The sequence below is a fragment of the Burkholderia sp. E168m22 genome (assembly GCF_001319805.1).
Lineage (GTDB): Bacteria > Pseudomonadota > Gammaproteobacteria > Burkholderiales > Burkholderiaceae > Burkholderia > Burkholderia orbicola.
In genome coordinates, this window is the sequence record NZ_BBSK01000084.1 from 100,669 (window position 1) to 121,026 (window position 20,358).

Annotated in this window: 17 protein-coding genes; 9 read left to right on the forward strand and 8 right to left on the reverse strand. The window is 67.1% G+C overall.

Annotation, left to right across the window (positions count from 1 at the left end; genetic code table 11):
* Positions 1–28 precede the first annotated feature (28 nt).
* The 5 genes from AP428_RS18965 (at position 29) to AP428_RS18985 (ending at position 6,407) form a co-directional block, all read left to right on the forward strand.
* Positions 29–916: an NAD(P)-dependent oxidoreductase gene (locus AP428_RS18965; protein WP_226292069.1), complete on the forward strand. Its 888-nt coding sequence runs from the start codon at positions 29–31 to the stop codon at positions 914–916.
* 54 nt (positions 917–970) lie between these two features.
* Positions 971–2,488 (forward strand): aldehyde dehydrogenase, encoded by a 1,518-nt coding sequence (locus AP428_RS18970; protein ID WP_011547470.1) that lies wholly within the window; start codon positions 971–973, stop codon positions 2,486–2,488.
* Between the two features lie 48 nt (positions 2,489–2,536).
* Positions 2,537–3,871: a DUF3100 domain-containing protein gene (locus AP428_RS18975; protein ID WP_011547471.1), complete on the forward strand. Its 1,335-nt coding sequence runs from the start codon at positions 2,537–2,539 to the stop codon at positions 3,869–3,871.
* An 83-nt stretch (positions 3,872–3,954) separates the two neighbouring features.
* Entirely contained in the window at positions 3,955–5,145 is a 1,191-nt protein-coding gene (locus tag AP428_RS18980; protein ID WP_012339808.1) for a M20 aminoacylase family protein, read from the forward strand.
* A 59-nt stretch (positions 5,146–5,204) separates the two neighbouring features.
* Positions 5,205–6,407 (forward strand): MFS transporter, encoded by a 1,203-nt coding sequence (locus AP428_RS18985; protein WP_011547473.1) that lies wholly within the window; start codon positions 5,205–5,207, stop codon positions 6,405–6,407.
* A 42-nt stretch (positions 6,408–6,449) separates the two neighbouring features.
* Here the strand turns inward: AP428_RS18985 and AP428_RS18990 are convergent, their stop codons facing one another.
* The 5 genes from AP428_RS18990 to AP428_RS19010 all read right to left on the reverse strand — a co-directional run bounded on the left by AP428_RS18990 (position 6,450) and on the right by AP428_RS19010 (position 11,904).
* On the reverse strand, positions 6,450–7,181 hold the full coding sequence (locus tag AP428_RS18990) for an ABC transporter substrate-binding protein (RefSeq protein WP_011547474.1): 732 nt from the start codon (positions 7,179–7,181) through the stop codon (positions 6,450–6,452).
* Between the two features lie 44 nt (positions 7,182–7,225).
* Positions 7,226–8,506, reverse strand: coding sequence for an MFS transporter (locus tag AP428_RS18995; RefSeq protein WP_011547475.1), 1,281 nt, complete (start codon positions 8,504–8,506; stop codon positions 7,226–7,228).
* 140 nt (positions 8,507–8,646) lie between these two features.
* Positions 8,647–9,696, reverse strand: coding sequence for an Ldh family oxidoreductase (locus AP428_RS19000; protein WP_011547476.1), 1,050 nt, complete (start codon positions 9,694–9,696; stop codon positions 8,647–8,649).
* 220 nt (positions 9,697–9,916) lie between these two features.
* Entirely contained in the window at positions 9,917–10,834 is a 918-nt protein-coding gene (locus AP428_RS19005) for a LysR family transcriptional regulator (protein ID WP_011547477.1), read from the reverse strand.
* A 170-nt stretch (positions 10,835–11,004) separates the two neighbouring features.
* Positions 11,005–11,904, reverse strand: coding sequence for an AraC family transcriptional regulator (locus tag AP428_RS19010; RefSeq protein WP_011547478.1), 900 nt, complete (start codon positions 11,902–11,904; stop codon positions 11,005–11,007).
* A gap of 170 nt (positions 11,905–12,074) precedes the next feature.
* On the opposite strand from AP428_RS19010, the gene AP428_RS19015 reads away from it, so the two are divergent.
* Both AP428_RS19015 and AP428_RS19020 read left to right on the forward strand, forming a co-directional pair.
* Positions 12,075–13,034, forward strand: coding sequence for an aldo/keto reductase (locus AP428_RS19015; RefSeq protein WP_011547479.1), 960 nt, complete (start codon positions 12,075–12,077; stop codon positions 13,032–13,034).
* Positions 13,035–13,154: 120 nt separating this feature from the next.
* Positions 13,155–14,144 (forward strand): quinone oxidoreductase, encoded by a 990-nt coding sequence (locus tag AP428_RS19020; protein ID WP_011547480.1) that lies wholly within the window; start codon positions 13,155–13,157, stop codon positions 14,142–14,144.
* Positions 14,145–14,273: 129 nt separating this feature from the next.
* Here AP428_RS19020 and AP428_RS19025 read toward each other — a convergent pair whose 3' ends face one another.
* Positions 14,274–14,732 (reverse strand): Lrp/AsnC family transcriptional regulator, encoded by a 459-nt coding sequence (locus AP428_RS19025; RefSeq protein WP_041489475.1) that lies wholly within the window; start codon positions 14,730–14,732, stop codon positions 14,274–14,276.
* Between the two features lie 182 nt (positions 14,733–14,914).
* Between AP428_RS19025 and AP428_RS19030 the strand changes: the two genes are divergently transcribed.
* Complete coding sequence (locus AP428_RS19030) at positions 14,915–16,012, forward strand: branched-chain amino acid aminotransferase (RefSeq protein WP_011547482.1); 1,098 nt, start codon at positions 14,915–14,917, stop codon at positions 16,010–16,012.
* Between the two features lie 101 nt (positions 16,013–16,113).
* Entirely contained in the window at positions 16,114–18,066 is a 1,953-nt protein-coding gene (locus AP428_RS19035; RefSeq protein ID WP_227746117.1) for an FUSC family protein, read from the forward strand.
* Here AP428_RS19035 and AP428_RS19040 read toward each other — a convergent pair.
* Entirely contained in the window at positions 18,055–19,584 is a 1,530-nt protein-coding gene (locus AP428_RS19040) for a mannitol dehydrogenase family protein (RefSeq protein WP_011547484.1), read from the reverse strand. The genes AP428_RS19035 and AP428_RS19040 overlap by 12 nt on opposite strands.
* A gap of 30 nt (positions 19,585–19,614) precedes the next feature.
* Positions 19,615–20,343 carry an HAD family phosphatase gene (locus AP428_RS19045; protein ID WP_011547485.1) on the reverse strand — a complete coding sequence of 243 codons (729 nt, stop codon included), beginning with the start codon at positions 20,341–20,343 and terminating at the stop codon, positions 19,615–19,617.
* Positions 20,344–20,358: the final 15 nt, after the last annotated feature.

Consider the following 20,358-nt stretch of genomic DNA (forward strand, 5'->3'; position numbering starts at 1 on the left):
CTGGCGCGCCGGCCTCGAACCAACAGCTATCAGGAGTCGTCGGATGAAAACGGTGGGCGTGATCGGTCTGGGCAACATGGGGCGCGGCATGGCGGGTTCGCTGCGGCGCGGCGACTACACGGTGCTCGGCTACGACGCGGCGCCGGGCGTGGCGCTCGCGCTGGCCGAACAGGCGGTGCTGTCGGCGCGCGATTCGGTGGCCGGGATCGCGCGCGACGCCGACGTGCTGCTGCTGTCGCTGCCGACCTCGGCGGTGGTCGAGGCGGTGGTGCTGGGCGCCGGCGGCGTGCTCGAGAACGCGAAACCGGGCTCCATCGTGATCGACACCACCACGGCCGATCCGGACAGCACGCGGCGCGTGGCGGCGGCCCTGGCCGAACGCGGCATCGGCTTCGTCGACGGCCCGGTGAGCGGCGGCCCGAAGGGCGCGGCCACCGCCACGATGACCATGGTGTTGGGCGGCTCGGACAGCGATATCGCGGCCATCGAGCCGATCCTCGCGGCGATCAGCGCCAAGCGCGTGCATGTGGGGCCGGTGGGCGCCGGCCACGTCACCAAGCTGCTCAACAATCTGCTGACCGGCGTGCACCTGCTGGTCGCCAGCGAGGCGGTGCGCACCGCGCGCGCGGCCGGCGTCGATCCGGAAAAGCTGGTCGAGGCGCTCAACGGCGGCTCCGGCCGCAACAGCGCGACGCTGACCAACTACCCGACCTGGATCTTCAATGGCAAGTTCGATTCCGGTTTCACGATGAAGCTGATGCGCAAGGACGTGCGGCTCGCGCTGGGCCTGCTCGACCAGTTCGACAGCGTCGCGCCGGTGGCGCGCGAGGCGGCGCGCGTGTGGGCGGCCAGCGAGGGTTCCGTCGCCGACGGCGAGGACTTCAACCGCATCGTCGACTTCCTCGACCCGGCCTGAGGCGGGGCAGCCCGCGCCACGATCCCGCTCGACTTACCTGTACGGAAACCTGACATGACCCAGCACGCAGACCAGTTGCTCGCCGCTTTCGCGCACTTCTTCCCCGGTGCCGCCACGATCGGCTCGTATATCGACGGCGAACTCGTCGCCGGCCAGGGCGACACGATCCAGCTTTACGATGCGGCGACGGGCGAGGCCACGCTCGCCTATCGCGACGCCGGCGCAGCCGTGATCGACCATGCCGCCGAAAGCGCACGCCGCGCGCAGCGCGAATGGTGGGCGCTCACGCATGCCGCGCGCGGCCGCGTGATGCAGGAGGTGGCGCGCGCGATCCGCGCCGAGGCCGACGCGATCGCGCGGCTGGAGGCGCTGGGCTCGGGCAAGCCGATCCGCGACTGCCGGGGCGAGGTGGCGAAGGTCGCCGAGATGTTCGAGTACTACGCGGGCTGGACCGACAAGTTCTACGGCAGCGTGATCCCGGTGCCGACCTCGCACCTCAACTACACGCGCCGCGAGCCGGCCGGCGTGGTGCTGCAGATCACGCCGTGGAACGCGCCGGTGTTCACTTGCGGCTGGCAGGTGGCGCCCGCGGTGGCGATGGGCAACGGCGTGCTGCTCAAGCCGTCGGAGCTCACGCCCTTCACGTCGCTGGCGGTCGCGAAGCTCGGCGAGCGGGCCGGGCTGCCGCGCGGTCTGGTCAACGTGCTGGCCGGCTTCGGTCACACCGCCGGGCAGGCCGCGATCGCGCATCGCGTGGTGAGCAAGGTGGTGTTCGTCGGCTCGCCGGCCACCGGCGCGCGCATCGCCGAGGCCGCCGCGCGCCGCGTGCTGCCCTGCGTGCTGGAGCTGGGCGGCAAGTCGGCCAATATCGTGTTCGCCGATGCCGACCTCAAGCGCGCCGCGCTGACCGCGCAGGCGGCGATCTTCGCCGGTGCGGGCCAGAGCTGCGTGGCCGGCTCGCGTCTGCTGGTGCAGCGCGCCGTCTACGACGAATTCGTCGCGATGGTGGCTGCGGGCGCGAAGAAGATCCGTGTCGGCGCGCCGCTCGACGAGGCGACCGAGGTGGGCCCGATCAACAATCGCAAGCAGTACGACCACGTGATGTCGATGATCGCGAACGGCGTGGCGGCGGGCGCCACGCTCGCCAGCGGCTCGGCCGAGCGCGTCGAGACGGGCCGCGGCGGCTACTTCGTCGCGCCCACCGTGCTGGCCGGCGTGTCGAACGCGATGGAGGTGGCGCGCACCGAGATCTTCGGGCCGGTGGTGGCCGCCATCCCGTTCGACACCGAGGAGGAGGCGATCGCAATCGCCAACGACACCGACTTCGGCCTGGCCGGCGCGGCGTGGACCACCGACGTGGCGCGCGCGCATCGCGTGGCCGCGCAGGTGAATGCCGGCACCTTCTGGGTCAACGGCTACAAGACCATCAACGTGGCGTCGCCGTTCGGCGGCTACGGCATGAGCGGCTACGGCCGCTCGAGCGGGGTCGAGGCGCTGTACGAATACACGCAGACCAAGAGCGTGTGGGTCGAGACGGCGGAAGCGCCGCCCACCGCGTTCGGTTATCTGTAATCACCGGTCCGCATGCGACGGCAGCCGGGCTTCAAGGGGAGATTCGTCATGGAACACGCACTGGGTATCGAGCGCCGCGAGCTGGGCGGCGCGGCCACCGCCAAGGTCCTGCTTTACGCGGCCGGCATTTTGCTGGTCGCCGAATGGATCGGCTCGTTCACGTTCAAGCTCGGACCGGGCAAGGTCGTGCTGCTGCCGATGATCTGGGCGCTGCTGCTCGGCGCCGCGGTGGGGCTGGCCAGCGCGCGCTGGAACAGCAGCGCGCGCCTGAGCGTGCCCGACCAGTTCTTCGCGGCCGCGATCCTGCAGCCGGCGCTGCTGCTGTTCGTCTCCAAGCTCGGGCTGATGGTGGGCAGCGCGCTGCCCAAGCTGGCGTCGGCGGGCTGGGCGCTGGCCTTCCAGGAATTCGGCCACTTCGTCGGCACCATCCTGCTCGGCCTGCCGCTCGCGTTGCTGCTCGGCATCAAGCGCGAGGCGATCGGCGCGACCTTCTCGGTGGGCCGCGAGCCGAGCCTGGCGATCATCGGCGAGAAGTACGGGATGGATTCGGCCGAGGGCCGCGGCGTGCTGGCCGAGTACCTGACCGGCACCGTGTTCGGCGCGGTGTTCATCGCCGTGTTCGCGGGTTTCGTGAGCAGCCTTGGCATCTTCGATCCGCTCGCGCTGGCGATGGGCTCGGGCGTCGGCTCGGGCAGCATGATGGCGGCCGCGTCGGGCGCGATCGCCGCGCAGCAGGACCCGGAGACGGCGAAATCGGTGCTCGCGTTCGCCGCGGCCAGCAACCTGATCACCACCACCATCGGTACCTACTTCACGCTGTTCATCTCGCTGCCGCTCGCAGTCTGGGGCTATCGCGTGCTGGAGCCGTTGATCGGCCGCACCACCAAGGCTTCGGCGCAGCCCGAGGCGGCCAGCCCGTCGCTGGGCGAGGTGCGGACCGAGGCGCCCGCGCTCGGCTACGGCGGCAAGCTGCTGGCCTGGATCGTGACGGCCGCGATGGCGCTGGTGTGCGACTGGATCGCCCACGGCACCACGCCGCTGGCGGGACTGCCGGGGATCGCGATCATGGTGGGCGCGACGATCGTCGGCGACGCGCTGGCGCGCGTGACGGGGCGGCGGATTCCGGCGGTCTGCTGGGTATCGGTGGTGGCGATGTTCCTGACCTCGCCGTGGTCCCCGTGGGCTTCGCAGATCGCCGCGCTCAGCTCGCACAACGATTTCCTCGGCGTGACCACGCCGATGCTGGTGTTCGCGGGGTTGTCGATCGCCAAGGACATCCCGGCCTTCCGCCGGCTCGGCTGGCGCATCGTGCTGGTGTCCTTCGTGGCCAATGCCGGCACCTTCATCGGCGCGACCCTGGTGGCGCAGCTGTTCCATATCTGACGTCTCGCGGCGCGGCGGCGGGCGGCATGGAGCGGCCCACCGCCACGCCACGCCGCGACGACCGCAAAAGTACTTCCCTCCGCATGAAACTGATCGATTCCATCGTCGCGCACGCCGACGAACTGACGGCGATCCGCCGCGATATCCATGCCCATCCCGAGGTGGGTTACGACGTGTTTCGCACCGCCGAACTCGTCGCCGAGCGGCTCGAGCAATGGGGTTACGCCGTCACGCGCGGCGTCGGCCGCACCGGCGTGGTCGGCACCTTGAAGCGCGGCGGCAGCGGGCGTGCGATCGGCCTGCGCGCCGACATGGATGCGCTGCCCGTGCAGGAGGCCAACACCTTCGCGCATCGTTCGACGGTGCCCGGCGCGATGCATGCGTGCGGCCACGACGGGCACACCACCATGCTGCTGGGGGCCGCGCGCCATCTGGCGCGGCACGGCGAGTTCGACGGCACCGTGCAGTTGTTCTTCCAGCCGGCCGAGGAAGCGGGCGGCGGCGCGCGCGCGATGATCGAGGACGGCCTGTTCGAGCGTTTCCCGGTGGATGCCGTGTTCGGGCTGCACAACTGGCCCGGCATCGCGGCTGGCGATTTCGCGGTGCGGCCGGGGCCGCTGATGGCCTCGACCAGCCTGTTCCGGATCGACTTGCGCGGGGCCGGCTGCCACGCGGCCATGCCGCACCTGGGCCGCGATCCGGTGTTCGCGGCGGGGCAGGTGCTGAGCGCCCTGCAGGGGATCGTCACGCGCAACCGCAATCCGATCGACGGCGCGGTGCTGTCGGTCACGCAGGTGCATGCGGGCGAGGCGATGAACGTGGTGCCGACCGATGCCTGGCTCGGCGGCACGGTGCGGACCTTCTCCGATGCGACGCTCGACCTGATCGAGACGCGCATGCGCGCCGTGGTGGCCGCGACGGCCGCGGCCTTCGATTGCGAGAGCGAGGTGGATTTCCAGCGCCAGTATCCGGCTACCGTGAACGATGCCGAACAGACAGCAGTGGCGGTAGCGGTGATGCGCGAGCTGGTGGGCGACGCGCATGTGAACGCGGCCGTCGATCCGACCATGGCGGCGGAGGATTTCTCGTTCATGCTGCGCGAGAAGCCGGGTTGTTATGCGTTCCTCGGGAATGGGGTGGGCGATCATCGCGTGCACGGGCATGGCGGCGGGCCTTGCCTGCTGCATAACGCCAGTTACGACTTCAACGATGCATTGTTGCCGGTGGGAGCGAGTTATTTCGTGAGGCTGGTGGAGCGGGTTCTGGCGCGGTAGGGAGATGGTGCTGGCATACTCTGACGCGTTCCGACCAATCTTGCAGGGGCAAACGCGTGATGCGCGTCGATCAGCCGGCCTTTCTGGGTTCTCTTTTTCTGGCGCGTCTTGCAGACCAGATGCTGCTCTTCCTGGTACCGCTCGTCGTCTTTCAGGTCACCCAGAAAGCGACGTGGTCCGGGCTCGCTTTTTTCATCGAAACGCTCCCGCGATTCATTGCCTTCCCGATCTGCGGTGCACTGAGCGACCGCGTGTCGCCGATTCGCGTGCTGCGAACGAGCCAGGCCAGCCGGGCCGTCGCCTGTTTGATCGGCATCGTCGGCTATGTCGCCTGGAGCGGAATCGGCTGGCTGATCGCGCTGTCCGCCGTATGCGGCGTACTCACGAGCCAGGGTCTCGTCGCCCGGGAGGTGCTGCTGCCGCAGATTTTTCCGCTGCAGCGCTTCGAGAAAGTGCTGGCCCATACGCAGCTCGCCGATCAGTCGGGCGTCGTGCTCGGGCCGATCGTCGCGGCGGCGCTGCTGGGCTTCCGTACCTGGGAGTGGGGCGTCGCTTGCGCGGCGCTACTGTTCGTCGTGGCGGATCTGTTGGCGTTCGTATGGCAACGCACCAGCACGGCGCGCATCGCGCGTCCCGAGCACGCGGTGGGGCCGTGGTATGCGCCGTTCGGCGTCGCGCTGACGCATGTCCTCACGCTGCCGGGGCTCTCGCGGCTCGTCCTGCTCGCGGCGGCGGAAAACCTCGTGATCGGGACGACACTGGCGACGTCGGCTGCGATGGTCACCGGTACGTTTCGGCAGTCGGGCGGTTTCTATGCGGGGCTGCAGGTCGCGGGCGCCGTCGCGACGGTCGTGATCCTGTTGTTCGTCGCGCGTATCGAGGTGTCGCGCGTGCGGCTCGGCATCGTCGCATTCGTCGCGATCGCGGCCGGCGGCCTCGTGATGGGCCTGTCGGGTTCGATTGCGATGTACGTTGCCGGTTTCCTGATGGTCATCGGTTTCGACAAGATGTTCAACGTGTACATCCGCAGCGCACGGCAGGCGATCATCCCCCCTCGGGACTATGGCAAGACGACGGGCGTCATCGTCCTGCTGAACAACGCGACGCAGCCGCTTGCCGGGCTGCTCGTGGGGCTCTTCTCCGGCCGCGGGCGCGTGGCGCTCGTCGTGACGCTGACGTCGATCGGCATGGCGATACTGGGTGGCGCGATCGTTGCCCTCGGCGCGGCGCGGACGCGATCGGCCGCGCGTGTTTCGGACTGACGCGACTGACGCCGAAGCCGACGACGCATGGGCCGCATCGGCCTACGCAGCGGGCGCGACCGACGCGCCGGTAATCTTGTGCCGCGCGAGTGCCTCGGCGACGAACCCGGATGCCTTCGCTTCCTCGACGAAGGCCCGCAACGTGTCGGCTGCCGCCGCACCGCGGCTTTTCGGCAAACCCATCGCCTGACGGATCACCATGAATCGTTCGTCGAGCAAACGCAGGCCAGGCGCTTGACGTGCGTCCGCCTCGAGCTGTTGCTTGACGCCGGCGGCGACTTCCAGGCCCTCGTCGAGGAACGTCCGGACGACGGTCGGAGACGTCGGTGCCCGCACGATCCGCGCATGCTTCAACTCGCGCGTCAGGAACAAATCGTAAGCGCTTCCCTCACCAACTGCCACGCGGATCGACGGCTGGTCGACATCGTCGTTGGCGCGAATCGACGATTCATCGCGCACCATGTAATAGCCTTCGATCAAAACGTACGGATCGGTAAACGCGATGGTTTCTCCTCGTCGTGGATCGATGGCGAAGAAGCCGATGTCTGCCCGCTCGTCGCTGACCGCCTGGACGGACTTGCCGGCTGCGTCGAGCACCACGAGTTCAAGTGCCACGCCGAGCGTTGCGGCAAAGGCGCGCGCCAGGTCGACCGACACACCGGCCGGTTCGCCCGATGCGTCCTTGCCCGCGAGAATGGGATTCCCGAGATTGATCGATGCCCGCAGCTTGCCGGTGGGTGTGAGTGCGCGAATGACGGATGGGTCGGGTTTCATGTCGATAGCGTGAAGAAAAGAAATTCATGGGTGGGCACGGGCCTTCAGCCGCAGACCCGTGCATCGCTCGACTCGCGTTGCGCGAGCGCTCGGGGCCTCAGCAGTATCGCGACGGCCAGCACGCTGGCGAGCGCAATACCGCCCGCGAGAAAGAACGCGCTGAAGAACGTATGGCTTTCCTGCACGAGAAAGCCGGTTGCAGCCGGGCCGACGATGCCCGCGCAGTTGGCGATCGCATGTACGCAGCCGCCGACACTGCCGAGTTTCGGGCCGGGGATCGTGTCCTGAATCAGTGCCCAATAGGCGCTGCCGCTCAGATAAAGGGCAAACACCGCAACGGCCATCAACAGCAGCGCACCGAGCGTCGTGGTCACGGCGCCGGCCAGCGTGACGCACACGCCTGCCGTGCCGAGACAGGCGATCAATACCCGCTTGCGCGCGAGCAGTGCGTTGCCCGTGCGGCGAAAGATCAGATCGGACAGCACGCCGCTCAGTCCGTAGCCGATGAACCCCAGCAGCCAGGGCAGCACCGTCGCGAGACTCATGCTTTTCAGGCTCAGGTGACGGTCCATCGTCAGAAAGGTCGGGAACCAGGTGAGAAAGAAAAACAGGATGTAGCTGTAACCGAAGTACGAAATCATCGCCGCGAGAATGGCGGGCTGCTTGAGGTAGAAGCCGAGGGGCCGCAGGTCCGACGGGCTTTCCGGGACGCTTCGGTCGGATTCGATCAGCCGGCGTTCGTCATCGGATACGCGTGCATGCTGATGCGGCTTGTCGGTCGCCATGAACATCCAGAACACCAGCCAGAGCAAGCCGAAACACGCGATGCCGGCGAATGCGACGCGCCAGCCGTAAGCGGCCGTCAGCAGGCCGACGACCGGCCCTGCAACCGCGCCGCCCAGCGGCAGGCCGCAATTCGCGAAGCCGAATGCGGTCGCCGATTCCTTGTGCGGAAACCAGTTGTTCACGATCTTGTTGATCGTCGTCGCGAGCGGGCCTTCGGCCATGCCGAACAGCGTGCGGACGGCCAGCAGCGAGCCGAAGCCGCCGGCAAGACCGGTCGCGCCGCATAGCAACGACCACGTCAGGACTGCCCCGGAGAAGACGCGCTTGCCGCCCCAGCGATCCGCCGCCCATCCGCCGATGAAATTGAATGCCGCGTAGCCGATGAAGAATGTCGAGAACAACAGCCCGAGGCTGCTCGGCGACATATGCAGTTCCCGCATGACGGCGGGGGCGGCGACGGACAGCGCCGCACGGTCGAGATAATTGATGAAGCCTGCGATGAACAGCAGCAGGACGATGCGCCATCGAATGTTTGTCACCTGTCGCTCCCTGGAGCTTGTTATGTGCTTGACGGCCGGGCGCTCGAACGCGCTATCCGGTCCGTCGCTTGTCGGTTTGCTACCGCGCCGTGCGTTTGGAACGGCGCGAGCGTGGCGGGCCACGCTCGCGAACGCGGCGTTCAGCGCCGCGGACGGGCGGTCGCTTCCAGCATCGCGAGCTGTGCCGCGCCGATATCGATGCCTTCCGCCATCTGGCGTTCCAGGCGACCGAGTTCGATCTCGCCGGGCACGATCACGGGCGCCTCCGGATCGGCGGGTTGGGAGCCGTGCAGGATCGCCGCGTAATCGGCCATGCGCGCGACGAGCCACCCGGTGCTGCCGAGCCGGGTCGTATCGATGAGAATGAAGAAGTGGCCGAGATTCTGCGGTTGTTCAGGGTCGTCCTCCCACGACTTGACGTGCGTGAGATACGCCGCTCCGGAAAGCAGTCCCGCGAACAGGTCGACCACCAGTGCGAGGCCGTAGCCCTTGTGGCCGCCGATCGGCAGCAGAAAGCCGTCGAGCGCGGCTTTCGGATCGGTGGTCGGTTTGCCGTGAGCGTCGGTGGCCCAGTCGCCGGGAATCGGCTCGCCCCGCTTGAGCGCGTTGCGGATCTTCGCCCGTGCCGCGACGCTGATCGCCATGTCGAGCATGAACGGACGACCATTCGGGTTCGGGACGCCAAAGCCGACGGGACTGTTGCCCAGGCGGGCGTCGGTGCCGCCCCACGGCGCGATCGTCGTCGTCGCGTTACTGCCGATGATGCTGGCGAAGCCCTGCATCGCCGCGAGGTACGAATAGGGTGAGACGGGACCGAAGTGATTGCTGCCGCGCACGAACACACAGGCAATGCCCTGTTCGCGTGCGGCCGTCATCGCCAGATCGAGTGCGCGATGGCCGACGAGCGGGCCGATGCCGTTGTCGCCGTCGAGGCGGTAAAGGGCCGGCGCCACCTGTTCGGTGGTGATCGACGGTGCGGGATTGATGCCGCCGATGCGCAGGCGCGAGCCGTACGATTCGATACGGCTCGTGCCGTGCGTACGCAGACCGAACAGATCGGCAAGCACGAGGATCGTGGTGGTGTCGGTCGCATCGGCGCGCGTCAGGCCGAGCGCGCAGAGTGCTTCGATGGTCAGCTCGGTCAGATGTGCCTTGCTGACGATGCCGTGGGTGGGAGTGGGCTGGGTCATGGAACGCGTTGTCTCCTTCGATTTGAAAACCGTGCGGTTCAAGCGGCTGCGAATAGCACGCCGCTTGCGTTTCGCACATGATCGAGCAGGAGCGGTTCACGCAACAAACGCATATTTTCGTTCGATTGGTGCGTCATGCGCACGAATCGAACCCAACCCAATCACCGGATGCCCGCGAAGGCCTTGCCGTGCCGCCCGAAGCCGAGGGCCGGTGCTTCGCCTAAGCGGCCGCGCTTGCGGGAGGCACACCGGGTGCACGCATCTCCGTCAATAGCTGAAGGAAGAAGCGGCCCGCGGAGGACAACCCGCGGCCGCGCCGCTGGATGACACCCAGCGTTCGCCGGATCGGCGGATCGACGAGCGCGACGCTCGCAAGTGCCTTGTGCGGGCCGCGGGGCATCGCGAGCCGAGGCACGACACCGACACCCAGGCCCGCTTCGATCAGACTCACGAGCGCGGGCACATGGCGTACCTCGCAGAACCATTTGGGCCGCTCGGCCGCGCCTGCCAGCGCCTCGTCTATGACTGCGCGATTGCCGCTGCCTTGTGCGATGGCCAAATACTCGAGGCCGGCGAGCTCCGCCCACGCGACGGATTTGCGCTTTGCGAGCGGATGACTGCGCGGGCAAGCGAGCACGAAAGGGTCGTCGAGCAGCGGCGTGAATTCGATGTCCGGCTCTTCGGTGCCGACGTAAGTCAGGCCAAAATCGGCTTCCCCGCGCGCGACGGCGAGAAAAACCATCGACGACGGCTCGTCGATGAGACGCAGGCGAATGCCCGGGTAGCGCTGATGATAGGTCGCGATGGTTTCCGGCAGGAAGTAGCGCACCGCCGACGGCACGCACGCGACCGTGAGTTCGCCGGTCATCTTGCGGGCAAGGTCGTCGAATTCGAGCATCGAGTTGTCGACCTCGTTGAGGATGCGGTGAGCGCGCTCGAGAAACCCGCGGCCGACGATCGTCAGGTCCATCTTCCGTGTGGTTCGCTCGAACAGTCTGACGCCCAGCACCTCTTCGAGTTTTTCTATCCGGCGCGACAGCGCGGACGCCGACAGATGCAACGTGTCGGCCGCCGCGCGAAAGCTGCCGAGGTCGGCCGTCGCCACGAAGGCCCGCAAATCCGATATCTCGAAATTCATGCCGATGACCACAGCGAGGGAAAGGGATGCTCAGTTTCGGCGTGCCGATGGGGGCTGTCAATTCATGCGTACGGCACACGAATTCGCCGGCGCGATCGTCCTGTCTTGCGGCGCGCCACTCCCATACTGCTCGGTGCCGGGTACGCAGCGAGGTCGGCCGGGCGGCCGGCTCAAGTGATCCTTGCCGAATCCGCCGAAGCGCGCAAGCGAGTGATGTCGCGTGCCGGCGATTCTCCAAAGTGGCGGCGATATTCGCGACTGAACTGCGACGGGCTCTCGTAACCCACGCGGATGGCGGCGGTCGTGACGTCGATGTCGTGGACCAGCATCAGGCTGCGCGCTTGCTGCAGCCTGAGTTGCTTCTGGAACTGCAGCGGCGTCATCGCCGTCACCGCGCGAAAATGCTCGTGCAGACTCGACGGGCTCATGCCCGCTTCCGCGGCAAGCCGCTCGATGCTGAACCGTTCCCGGAAATGCTTGCCGAGCCATGCGATGGCGCGACCGACCTGAGCCACCCGGCCCTGGCTGGCGGTAATGTGGCGCATCCTGGCGCCGTCGGGACCGGCGAGCAGGTGATAGAGGATTTCCTGTTCGGCAAGCGGCCCGAGCACGGGCAGCGCTGCCGGATTATCGAGCAGCCGCAGCAGGCGCAGCGCCGCATCGAGCAGCGCGGCGCCGGCGTCGGACACCGTCTTGCCGACGGGCGGGGAGGGCGCTTCCGGTGGCGGCGGCACGCGCAGCGCCAGATCCGCCAGCATGACCGGATCGAAATCGAGGTACAGGCACAGGTAGGGTTTGTCGGGCGTCGCATCGACCACGCGGCCGGTTGCCGGCAGATCGTAGGTCACGACTCCGTAGCGCCCAGGCGCATATTTCAAGACACGGTCGCCCAGCGTGACCTCCTTGTGTCCTTGTGCGACGAGACAGAGTTGCGGCCGGTAAACATTCGGCATCGGCATCGTCACCGTGGAGGATCGAACGAGCGTCATCCGCTCGATCGGGGTGGCCTGGAAGCCGTCCATCGACACGTGCCGGGCAATCACGGAAGCGATTTCAGTCAAGGTTTCCATGCATCCGACTATCGCATGCCGCACGGAAGGGCGGCAATGTGAACCTGTTTCTGGAGGATCGTGCAGCTATTTCGGGATATCAGGCTAACGGTTCGGCGACGCCGCGCATCACAGTGTGAGCGGCAGCCGGGGCACGGCAAACCCGGCCGCGAAACGAATAGGGAACGCATATGACAATCGACAATCCGAAGCCCCCCACGATTGCACTGGGCACGTGGGCCTGGGGCGACAGCGGCGAGGCGGGCAATGGCTACTTCGGCAGCAGCCTCACGCGGGCTGGCCTGGAAGCGGTCGCCGACAAGGCACATGCGGCCGGATTCAGCCTCTGGGACACCGCCATGGTGTACGGCATGGGCCGTTCAGAAACCGTACTCGGCGAAGTGCTGAAGCGCTTCGCGCGCAGCGACTACCGGCTTTCCACGAAATTCACCCCGCAGGCCGCGGGAACCGGCGCCGATCCGGTGGCGGACATGCTGGCGCAGAGTCTGGCCCGCCTCGGTACGGATTACGTCGACCTCTACTGGATTCACAATCCGGCCGATGTGGCGCGGTGGACACCGCACCTGGTTCCGTTGCTCGAGAGCGGGAAGATCAAGCACGTCGGCGTCTCGAATCACAACCTGGGCGAAATCGAACAGGCCGACCGGATTCTCCGCGAAGCCGGGTTTCGGGTCGAAGCGATCCAGAACCACTACAGTCTGCTTTACCGCGATTCCGAGCGCGCCGGCATCCTCGACTATTGCCGCGATCGCGGCATCCCGTTCTTCGCCTATATGGTGCTCGAGCAGGGCGCGCTGAGCGGCAAGTATGGTCCGGCGCATCCTTTGCCGGAAGGCAGCAACAGGGCGCAGACCTACAATCGCATGCTGCCTCGGCTGAAAGCGCTGACGGATGCACTTGCCGCGATCGGTCGGAAGCGCGGGGCAGCCGCGCCCGATGTCGCGACGGCCTGGGCCATCGCCAAGGGAACGACGCCGATCGTCGGCGTGACCCGGCCCGACCATGTCGATGGCCTGGCTCGAGCCAGCCGCATCACGCTTGCCGCCGACGAAATCGCCGAACTGGAAGCGCTCGCCGATGCTGCCGATGTGAACACGCGCGGCTGGTGGGAACACGAGATGCAAGGCTGAATGCCGTGCTCGCGATCGTCGTCGACGTCGTGCCGTCCCGCGTCGACGCACCGTTTCGTCGATGCGCCGCGACCAGACGCGCATTTCGTTCAAACGTGATCAAACGAAGGAAACATGCTCATGCGAGCCATTCAGATTCATGAATACGGCGGCCCCGACGTGTTGCGTCGAGTGGATATCGACGTGCCGAAGCCGGGCGCGGGCGAAGTGCTGGTGCGTGTGGTCGCGGCCGGCATCAACTTCATGGACGTTCATACGCGACAGGGGAAGTACCGCGATTCGCGCACCTATCCCGTGCGGATTCCGTGCACGCTCGGCATGGAGGGCGCGGGGGAGGTCGTCGAGGTGGGGGCGGGCGTCACGTCCGTGCGCGCCGGCGATCGCGTCGCGTGGTGCATCGTCTGGGGTGCATACGCCGAGTATGCCGTCGTGCCCGCCGCACGGCTTGCACGCATCCCGGACGACATTGCGTACGATCTCGCCGCAGCAGCGATCTTTCAGGGTTCGACCGCGCATTATCTGCTCGACGACGTCGGCAAGCTCGAAGCCGGCATGACCTGCCTCGTCCATGCGGCATCGGGCGGTATCGGCCAATTGCTGGTGCAGTTGGCGAAGCGGCGCGGGGTCGAAGTGTTCGCCACCACGAGCACGGCCGACAAGGCCGCGATCGCGCGTGCGCGCGGTGCGGATCACGTGCTGCTCTACGAGCACGGCGGCTTCGCGGACCGCATCCGCGAACTGACCGACGGTCGCGGCGTGGACGTGGTGTTCGATGCCGTCGGCAAGACCACTTTGCGCGACAGCTTCCGCGCGACCCGGGTGCGCGGGCTGGTGGTCAACTACGGCTCGGTGACCGGCCCGATCAGCGATCTCGACCCGTACGAACTCGGCGAAGCCGGCTCGTTGTTCCTGACACGCCCGCGGCTCGCCGATCATCTCGCCGACGCAATCACCGTGCAGCGCCGCGCCGACGACGTGTTCGCCGCCATCGCGCAGGGGGCGTTGCATGTCGAAATCAACGGACGCTACACGCTGGACAACGTCGAGGACGCGCACGCCGCTCTCGAGGAACGCCGCCAGTCGGGCAAGGCGGTGATGGACATCGGGTAGTCCCCACCGGGCATTCAAGCGACGCAGCCTCCGGGCCGGCGATGCGCAAGCGTCACCGCTGGCGCAACTCCTTCCTCGGTCCGAGGGGAACGGCGTTTCACATACGGCTTGCCGCAGCGCCGCGCACGCTCAAAGCGGCAGCACGGAAGTCTGCTTGATCTTCTGCATCGGAATCTCGGTCTTCACGCTCTGCACGCCTTCGATTCGGGTCAAGTGGTCGATCTGGAGTTTTCGATAGGCGTCGATATCGGCGGTCACGACCCGCAGCAGGCAATCGCAATCGCCCGCCATCAAGTGGCACTCGAGCACCTGTGGCAGCCGTTGAACCGCCTCGGTGAAACGGTCGACGGTTTTCGCGTCCTGGCTCGTCAGCCAGATACGGACGAACACGGTCAACCCCGCGCCGATCTTCGAGGCGTCGAGCAGCGCCGTGTAGCGTTCGATGACCCCGGCCTGTTCCAGCTGCCTGACCCGACGCAGGCACGGTGACGGCGACAAGCCCACTTTCTGCGCCAGTTCCACGTTCTGGATGCGCCCATCTTCCTGGAGCGCTCTCAGAATGCGACGGTCCATTTCGTCCAGTTCGATCGCGGTCATTAATCGGACCTATTCGGTTGAGGCATGCAGTGCCGGAATGTTCGTTTTTTGAAGCATTGAATTGCCAAAACGCTTCCATCTTAGGTCGAACACGCAACCTGAAATTATTTTTTCTACGATAAATTTTGGCCCGTAGCAGCCGGGGCGGTCCCGCTGCCGATCAAGGGGCAAAAATGAGCACCGGTTCCGTCCAGCACTTCGCATTCGAACAAAATCCCCATCCCGTCCCGGCGGCCGAGCGCGCCGCGCTGCTCGACGATCCCGGTTTCGGCCGCGTCTTCACGGATCACATGGTGACGATCCGGTACTCGGCGGAACAAGGGTGGCATGACGCGAAAATCGGGCCGCGCGAAGCGTTCCGATTCGATCCGGCCACGCTCGTGCTGCATTACGCGCAGGAGATTTTCGAGGGCTTGAAAGCCTACCGGTTGCCTGGCGGCGGCGCGGCGTTGTTCCGTCCCGACGCGAATGCACGGCGCTTTCGCCACTCCGCCGAGCGGCTCTCGATGGCGCCGTTGCCGGAGGCGATGTTCGTCGAATCGGTCCGTGCGCTGGTGCGGGCCGATCGCGACTGGATTCCGGCGTTCGACGGTGCGGCGCTGTATTTGCGCCCGTTCATGATCGCGACGCAGGCGGTGCTCGGCGTGAAGCCGTCGCCGGAGTACCTGTACTGCGTGATCGCGACGCCGGTCGGCGCGTACTTCAAGAGCGGCGCGGCCGGGGTCACGTTGTGGGTGTCGGAGCACTACACGCGGGCGGCGCCGGGCGGCACGGGCGACGCGAAATGCGGCGGCAACTACGCGGCGAGCCTGGCGGCGCAGGCGGAGGCGATTCGCGAAGGCTGCGAGCAGGTGGTGTTTCTCGATGCGGTCGAACGCCGCTGGATCGAGGAACTGGGCGGGATGAACGTGTTCTTCGTATTCGACGACGGGTCGATCCAGACGCCGCCGCTGAACGGGACGATTCTGCCGGGCATCACGCGTGCGTCGTTGATCACGCTGGCCCGGGAGCTGAATTACACGGTGCGGGAGGAGGGCTACACGATCGAGCAATGGCAGGCGGATGCGCGCAGCGGTCGACTGGTCGAGGCGTTCGCATGCGGCACGGCGGCGGTCGTGACGGCGATCGGCCGGGTGAAGGGCCGGGCGTACGACTTCACGATCGGCGAAGGTGGCGCGGGGCCGGTCACGCAGCGCCTGAAGGCGGCGCTGCTCGATATCCAGAACGGGCGCGAAGCCGATCGCCACGGCTGGGTAGACCGCGTGTTCTGAGTTCGGCACGGCGGCCCTCGCGACGCGCGACGGCCGTCATGAAAGCCGTGGCCGGCATGCCGGCCGGAAGCCGCCGCGCTGTCTCCTGGAATTCCTCGATCATGTCAGCTGTTTCGTTGTCACGGGCGATTGACCGCCTGTTCATTGTCGACCCTGGTCTTCATCGTCTGCTGGGCGGTGCGCGCGCCGCGCTGGCGAGCTTGCTGGCCGGTGCGCTCGGCATTGCGTCGGCGCTCCATCTCGGTTTTGCGATCACTACCGGCGCGGTGGGCATCCTGTTCTCGATGATCGCGCCACTCTTCCTGCGCGATGCTCACCGGCTGGACTGGTATGAGTCGCTTGCGTGGCAGTACGGCACCGCATGCGCAAGCTTTGCCGCGGCCGCCTGCGTGAGTGCGTGGCCGGCCGTCGGCAAGGCGGGGTTCGTGATCGTCCTGTTCTGTTCGATGCTGTGCCAGACCCGCGGGCCGCGCACGATCGGCTGTGCGTTCCTGGCGATCGCCATGTACTACCTCGGTCTTTATCTGCATCCGGCCGCGCTACAGGCCGGCCACATGCTGGCGATGTCGATCGCCGGCCCGGCAAGCGTCGTGCTCGTCTGCCGCGTGCTGTTGCCGGTGCACGCGGCGCCCACGCCACGGCTCATCGCGCGCTCGGTATCGCTGCACGCGGCGTGTATCGCACGAAGCGACGTGTCGGATGCCGGCGCGCTGGATGCGATGGCCCATTTACTGGCGCTGAACGAAGCCGCCATCGCGCTCGAGCATCACGCGTCGACACGCGATGAAGGCGACACGCGCGCGTTGCACATCGCGCTCGTCGCATTGGAGATCGCGTCGGCTCGACGCGTGCTGAGCCGCGATCGAACCGATGCCGCCGCCGCGGTGCTACGTGCCGCGATTGCCCGCTTCGAGAGCGTCGTCGACGGCCTGGCGGCGCGCATGACCGCCGCACCGCCGCCCGCGACGCCGCGGCCCGCGCGCGCGGTGCCGTGGACCGCCGGCTGGCGCACGCTTGCATGGTTGCCGGCGATCCGCGCCGCGGCGGCTGCGTGCGCCGCGATGTTGATCGGCGAGACGCTGTCGTCGGAGCGGTGGATGTGGGCGGTGCTCAGCACGTTCGTCGTGTTCTTCGGCACGTACTCGTGCGCGGACACGATCTATCGCGGCGCGCAACGCGTCGCCGGGACGCTCGCCGGCGCGCTCGCGAGCGTACTCGTCGTCGGCGCGGCTCATCATGCGAATGCACTCGTGGTCATCGTCATGGGCGTGTGCGTGTTTGGCTGGGCGTACCACATCCTGCACGCCTATGGGCGCGGCGTGTTCTTTCTCACGGTGCTGATCGGCCTCGTCTATGCGCAACTGGGGTTCGAGATCGGCGCGCTTGCGGAACTGCGTATCGGCGAGGTGTTGATCGGCTGCGCGGTGTCGCTCGCGGCGGCGCTGCTGGTGATGCCGCTGGCGGCGTCGCGCCACATTGCGACGCGCTCGCACGGGCTGTTGGTGGCGCTGCGCGAACTCGTGCACGAGCGCGACGACGGCACGCGGCCGGGCGCGGCGCAGATGCGCGCGGCCGATCGCCGCTTTCACGACGTGCGCATGGCGATCCGGCCGTTGGCCGCGTGGCGCATGCTCCGTGCGTCCGGCGACGCCCGACGGTTGTCGGACACGTTGCTGTCCTGCTGGCTGTATGGCCGAATCGTGGCGACACGCCTGCCGGTCGAAGCCGGTGGCCCGGATGTCGCATTCGAGCGGCCGGCGCGCGCGGCTGTCGTCACGCGAATCGATGCGTTGATCAGCGATCTGGATCACGGCCGGTCGATGCGACTCGATGCGGCTGCGAGCGTCGGGCACGGAACGCTTGCGGTAGCCGGCGACCCTTCGTTACCGGCCCATCGGGATCTGGCGCGGCTCGACGCGAAGTTGACCGAACTCAACCGCGCATTCGAGGACGCGCTGTTCGGAAAAAATACGGGCGAGGAACGCTCGCATCGCGCCGATGGCAGCGCTCTCGCCCCCGATGTTCGGGAAGCGATACGTTGTTCAGGTATCTGAAGCATCGAGCGCCAGCCGGATGGCGTCGCGCGTCCTGCGTGTCGCCACGGCTGCCTGCATCGTGCGGAATAGCTCGACGAACCCCGGGTTGGAAGCGAGCCCGAGCGGGGCGAACGGCTTTGAATCGAGGATCGCGAGTGGCGCGCCGCTTCGCACGCGCTCGAGATCCGCTGCCTCGAATTGCGGCTCACTGACTGCGAACGCGTTGCCGAGATCGTCGACACCCTTCAGGTAATGCTGGAAGCAGGCCAGCAGCAGGGCTTCACGGCGCATGTCGCCGTGACGCGCGATCAATGCCCCGATGGTCTTTTCATGAAACACCGGGATCTTCGACGCGCCGTCGTGCGCGACGCGCAGCAACTGATCGCCCAGTGCGGCGTTGCGGAAGCGCGCGAGCGTATCGCGGGCATAGGCGCGTGCGGACACGCCATGCGGTAGCGTGAGGATCGAGCCGACGTCCCGGGTAAGGAAGATGTCGAGCAGCGCCGCGAGATCGCGATCGGCCATGGCGTCATGGACGAAGCGATGTCCGAGCAGAATCGCCGGGTAAGCGAGCAACATGTGGGAAGCGTTCAGCATGCGCCCCTTCATGGACTCGTACGCATGGACGTCGTCACGCAATTCGACGCCCGCTGCGTCGAATGCCGGGCGGCCGGCGCTGAAGCTGTCCTCGACCACCCATTGCGAGAACGTTTCGGCAACGACGGGCGCCGTGTCGTCGAAGCCTGACAACCGGTTGGCGCGCAGGCGGATCGCGTCCGTCACCTGCGGCGCGATCCGGTCGACCATGCTGTTCGGGAACGCGACGTAACGCTCGATCCAGGCGGCGAGATCGACGTCGGTCGCCCGTGCGAAATCGAGCACCGCGCGCCGCGCGGTATCCCCGTTACCGCGCAGATTGTCGCAGGACATCACGGTGAAGGGCAGTACGTTGGCGGCTCGACGCCGTCTGAGCGCTTCGACGATGAACCCGAACGCGGTACGGGGCGGTCCGCCCAGCAGATCGTGTGCGACGTCGGGCGTATCGAACCGGAATGCGCCGGTCGTCTCGTCGAGGTTGTAACCGCCTTCCGTGATGGTCAGCGATACGATCCGGATCGCCGGATCGGCAAGCCGGGTCAGTACGGCTTCCGGGTCGGCCGGTGCGTGCAGATACTCGATCATTGCACCGATGACGCGCACGACCGTCGTGCCGTCGCTCGAGAACTCCGTCAGCGTATAGAGGCAATCCTGCGCGCGAAGCGCGTCGGCCTTGGCGACCGAGGCCGGGCCGCTACCCAGTCCGATTCCGCATATTGCCCATTTTTCGTGACCGGGCAGATGCAGCACATGATCGATGTAGCGCGCCTGATGGGCGCGATGGAAGTTGCCGACGCCGATATGCGCGATGCCTGCCGTCAGGCGATGGCGGTCGTAGGCAGGAACGGCGACGTGCGGCGCCGCGCGTCCGAGGGTTGCATTGGCGAGCGGATGGCGCGTGTCGTCTTCGCGCGCCGGAGGGGATGCGTTGTCGTTCATGATCGCGAGGTGTTTCTCGTTCGGGGAAGGTCAGGCGCGTACGCGCCAAGCGGGCGTCGTGTCCTGCATGTGTCGCAGCCAGCGCTCGACGAGCGACGGCAGCGCGGCCATGTCGTCGAAGACGACGGACGCGCCTGCGGCGTGCAGCTTGTCCGTCTGCGTTCGTGCCGCGTGCGCGGCGCCCACGAAGCCGAGTACGGTCATGCCGGCGGCCATCGCGGCGGCCGTACCCGTCGCGCTGTCTTCGACGACGATGCACCGTTCGGGCGCCACATGCATGCGACGGGCGGCGGCCAGATAGACGTCGGGCGCGGGCTTCGGCGAGGGCACCTGGTCGGCCGTGAACAAGCGTTCGCCGAACAGGTCGGCCAGACCGATCCGGTCGACCACGCTGCGCACATAGGCAAGATCGCTGTTGCTGGCGCACGCCTTGACGAGCGGGATGGCGGCGAACGCGTCGCGCACGCCGTCGATGGCCGGCGCATTCACCGCGTTTGCGTGGATGTCCGCGCGAATCGCCTCGACCGTGTCGTCGTCGAGCGGCCGGTCGACGATGGTCGCGACCGTGCGCAGCAATTGCTCGGCTCGCATGCCGAGCAGGGGACGTATGACGTCGCGAAGGCCGGCGAGCCCCCAGAGGTGCTCGAGGCGAGTCACGACGATGCGTTCGGCGACGGCTTCGCTATCGACGAGCACGCCGTCGCAATCGCTGATCAGCGCATGATCCGAAAGTCGACGTGTGGCAGTAAGTTCGTTCATGTCGGTTTCCGTGAT

Excerpts from the sequence above, each read along its gene's own strand:
- AP428_RS18970 (WP_011547470.1), top strand. The coding sequence starts at position 971 with ATGACCCAGCACGCAGACCAGTTGCTCGCCGCTTTCGCGCACTTCTTC.
- AP428_RS19015 (WP_011547479.1), top strand. The coding sequence starts at position 12,075 with ATGACAATCGACAATCCGAAGCCCCCCACGATTGCACTGGGCACGTGG.
- AP428_RS19000 (WP_011547476.1), bottom strand. The coding sequence starts at position 9,696 with ATGACCCAGCCCACTCCCACCCACGGCATCGTCAGCAAGGCACATCTG.
- AP428_RS19040 (WP_011547484.1), bottom strand. The coding sequence starts at position 19,584 with ATGAACGACAACGCATCCCCTCCGGCGCGCGAAGACGACACGCGCCAT.
- AP428_RS19010 (WP_011547478.1), bottom strand. The coding sequence starts at position 11,904 with ATGGAAACCTTGACTGAAATCGCTTCCGTGATTGCCCGGCACGTGTCG.
- AP428_RS19035 (WP_227746117.1), top strand. The coding sequence starts at position 16,114 with ATGTCAGCTGTTTCGTTGTCACGGGCGATTGACCGCCTGTTCATTGTC.
- AP428_RS19005 (WP_011547477.1), bottom strand. The coding sequence starts at position 10,834 with ATGAATTTCGAGATATCGGATTTGCGGGCCTTCGTGGCGACGGCCGAC.
- AP428_RS18990 (WP_011547474.1), bottom strand. The coding sequence starts at position 7,181 with ATGAAACCCGACCCATCCGTCATTCGCGCACTCACACCCACCGGCAAG.
- AP428_RS19030 (WP_011547482.1), top strand. The coding sequence starts at position 14,915 with ATGAGCACCGGTTCCGTCCAGCACTTCGCATTCGAACAAAATCCCCAT.
- AP428_RS18980 (WP_012339808.1), top strand. The coding sequence starts at position 3,955 with ATGAAACTGATCGATTCCATCGTCGCGCACGCCGACGAACTGACGGCG.
- AP428_RS18985 (WP_011547473.1), top strand. The coding sequence starts at position 5,205 with ATGCGCGTCGATCAGCCGGCCTTTCTGGGTTCTCTTTTTCTGGCGCGT.
- AP428_RS19045 (WP_011547485.1), bottom strand. The coding sequence starts at position 20,343 with ATGAACGAACTTACTGCCACACGTCGACTTTCGGATCATGCGCTGATC.
- AP428_RS19020 (WP_011547480.1), top strand. The coding sequence starts at position 13,155 with ATGCGAGCCATTCAGATTCATGAATACGGCGGCCCCGACGTGTTGCGT.
- AP428_RS18975 (WP_011547471.1), top strand. The coding sequence starts at position 2,537 with ATGGAACACGCACTGGGTATCGAGCGCCGCGAGCTGGGCGGCGCGGCC.